This window comes from Mycobacterium nebraskense (assembly GCF_002102255.1).
GTDB lineage: Bacteria > Actinomycetota > Actinomycetes > Mycobacteriales > Mycobacteriaceae > Mycobacterium > Mycobacterium nebraskense.
The window spans coordinates 1-2,561 of the sequence record NZ_LQPH01000078.1; the positions used below are offsets into that span (position 1 = coordinate 1).

Consider the following 2,561-nt stretch of genomic DNA (forward strand, 5'->3'; position numbering starts at 1 on the left):
GATTCGGCGGGCGGCCAACTCGCCGTCGCGACCTCGTTGGGCGCGCTCGCACATCGCTCCCCGCCGCCCGATGGCATGTTACTCATGTCCCCCGTCGTCGATCTGACGTGCCAGCTGGCGATGGCACGTGAAACTCGCCGCCGCGATCCTTTCGCATCGGCCCGGTCCGCAACGCGTGCGCTCAGCCTCTATGTAGGCGATGCCCACCCGACCGACCCCCGCGTCAATGTCCTCGCCGCAGATCTCACCGGCTTGCCGCCGACATTGATCCAGGTCGGTGGAAGGGAGATGCTGCTCGACGACTCCCGTCAACTCGCCGAGCGCATGCGCGCCGCAGGAGCATCCGTGCGGCTTCAGGTGTTTCGCGGCCAGATTCACGTGTTCCAAGCCCTGTTTCGACTCTTGCCCGAGGCGCGTCACGCTTTGCACCTCAGCGGAGCGTTTCTCACAGACAGGGCCGAAGACACGTTTCCTTGACGCACGGGCCGAACGCAGGCAGGCGGCTAGCGCGCAGCAACCGCTTTTGTCACGCCCCACCGCGAAGGACCCGTTTGACAAACAGGGCAATTATGTATAACTATTAACATTGGTGGCCCAACTGTAAACAGCTGGTCGATCCTCCATCCCACGACGACCACAGGCCGGGGAGCGACAATGGTTAACCCGCTACACGCACCCGTCGATAAAGCCCGGGAACGGTTATCTTCGGTCATCTTGATTCCCGCGCCGCAACGGGTGGACGACGGACTTCGCCGGTGGAGTCGGCGGTGGCCAGTGCGTGAACTAGCCGCGCCCCCGGCCGGAAGCGGACTGCGACCGGTTCTCGGTGATGCCGGGCTCCCCTTGGTCGGGCACACCCTCGACTACATCCGGTTTGGGTCCGACCTGGGCAGAGAGCGCTACGAACGGTTCGGATCTGTCTCGTGGATGGGAGCGTTCGGCACCAAAATGGCGGTCATCGCGGGCCCCCAAGCTACCCAGGAGGCGCTCACCACCAACGCAAAGGCGTTCTCGCAAGACGGCTGGGCCTTTCTCATCGACGCGTTCTTCCACCGCGGATTGATGCTGATGAGCTTTGACGAACACCTCATGCACCGGCGCATCATGCAGGAGGCCTTCACGCGGCCGCGACTGGCCGGCTACGTCACCCAAGTGACCCCTTGCGTCCGCGCAACCCTGCCCACGTGGCCGACCGGCCCGTCCGTCCGCATGTACCCGCTGTTGAAAAACCTGACCCTCGACATCGCCACCGATGTGTTCATGGGTGGCCGAGGCAAAGACAGCAGCGACGCCATTAACCAGGCGTTCGTCGCTACGGTACGCGCGGCCAGCTCACTCGTCCGCGCGCCGCTTCCCGGCACCCGCTATCGCGCCGGGATCCGCGGCCGACGGGTGCTCGAGGAATACTTCGCCCGGCACTTGCCGGCCGCCCGGGCCGGCAACAGCAATGACCTGTTCGCCGCGCTGTGCCATGCCAGCACCGAAGACGGACAACGTTTCAGTGACTCCGATGTCATCAACCACATGATTTTTCTGATGATGGCCGCTCACGACACATCGACCATCACCACCACCGCGGTAACTTATTACCTGGCAAAGCATCCAGAATGGCAGGATCGGGTTCGCGCCGAAAGCGATGCTCTCGGCGACCGATCACCCGAGATCGACGATTTGGAAGCGCTCAGGTCCCTCGATCTGGTGATCAAGGAATCCATGAGACTCGTGGCGCCGGTTCCGCTAGTGATGCGCAAAACAGTGCAAGACACCGCAATAGACGGCCACTACATCCCCTCCGACACGCTTGTGGCGATCACCCCCGCCGTCAACCATTTCGTCCGCGAAGTCTGGCACGATCCGGATCGCTTCGACCCCTTACGTTTCGACGACCCGCGCCGCGAAGACCAAGCCCATCGCTTCGCGTGGCTGCCCTTCGGCGGTGGCGCGCACAAATGCATCGGCATGCACTTCGGCACCCTCGAGGTCAAAGCGATCCTGCACCAGATGCTGCGCACGTTCACCTTCGGCCTCGACACCGACTACCGCATCCGCTGGGACAACACATCGCTGCCGATCCCGGTCGACGGGTTACCGATCAGGCTCCACCACCGATGAAGTTAGAGTTCGCGCGGTTCCTTGCACCCACCGAATTCCTCGACTGGAAACACGATGCCGTGCAGCAGTTCACCGAATCGGCGACGCGTAACGCCATTGATTCCGTCGATAAGGCGTGCCGCATCTTCACCGCTGTCCGTGATTCGATCTGGTACGACCCGTATTCCGTCTCCGACGACCCGTGCCAGTACCGAGCCAGCGCGGTCGCCGTCGCCGAGCGCGCCTACTGTGTCCCCAAGGCGGTGCTCTTGACGGCTGCATGTCGCGCCGCGGGGATTCCGGCGCGGTTGGGTTTCGCCGACGTCCGCAACCATCTACAGACCCCGAGTCTCCGTGAACGGATGGGTGGCTCGGACGTTTTCGTCTACCACGGCTACAGTCAAATGCTGCTGAATGGCCGGTGGGTCAAGGCCACGCCGGCGTTCAACCGCGAGTTATGCGCGCGCTTC

The 2,561-nt window shown here is 63.3% G+C and carries 3 protein-coding genes; all 3 read left to right on the forward strand.

From position 1 onward, the window contains the following. Positions 1 to 477: alpha/beta hydrolase fold domain-containing protein (locus AWC17_RS08580; protein WP_136244909.1), on the forward strand; the 477-nt coding region annotated here is incomplete at its 5' end. Between the two features lie 177 nt (positions 478 to 654). Then, a complete protein-coding gene (locus AWC17_RS08585; RefSeq protein WP_085164521.1) occupies positions 655 to 2,112 on the forward strand; it encodes a cytochrome P450 in 1,458 nt (485 codons plus the stop codon). Further along, on the forward strand, positions 2,109 to 2,561 hold a 453-nt coding region (locus tag AWC17_RS08590; RefSeq protein WP_085164523.1), incomplete at its 3' end, for a transglutaminase-like domain-containing protein. The genes AWC17_RS08585 and AWC17_RS08590, both read left to right, overlap by 4 nt.

Coding starts and splice junctions, on each gene's coding strand:
- AWC17_RS08585 (WP_085164521.1), top strand. CDS start 655: ATGGTTAACCCGCTACACGCACCCGTCGATAAAGCCCGGGAACGGTTA.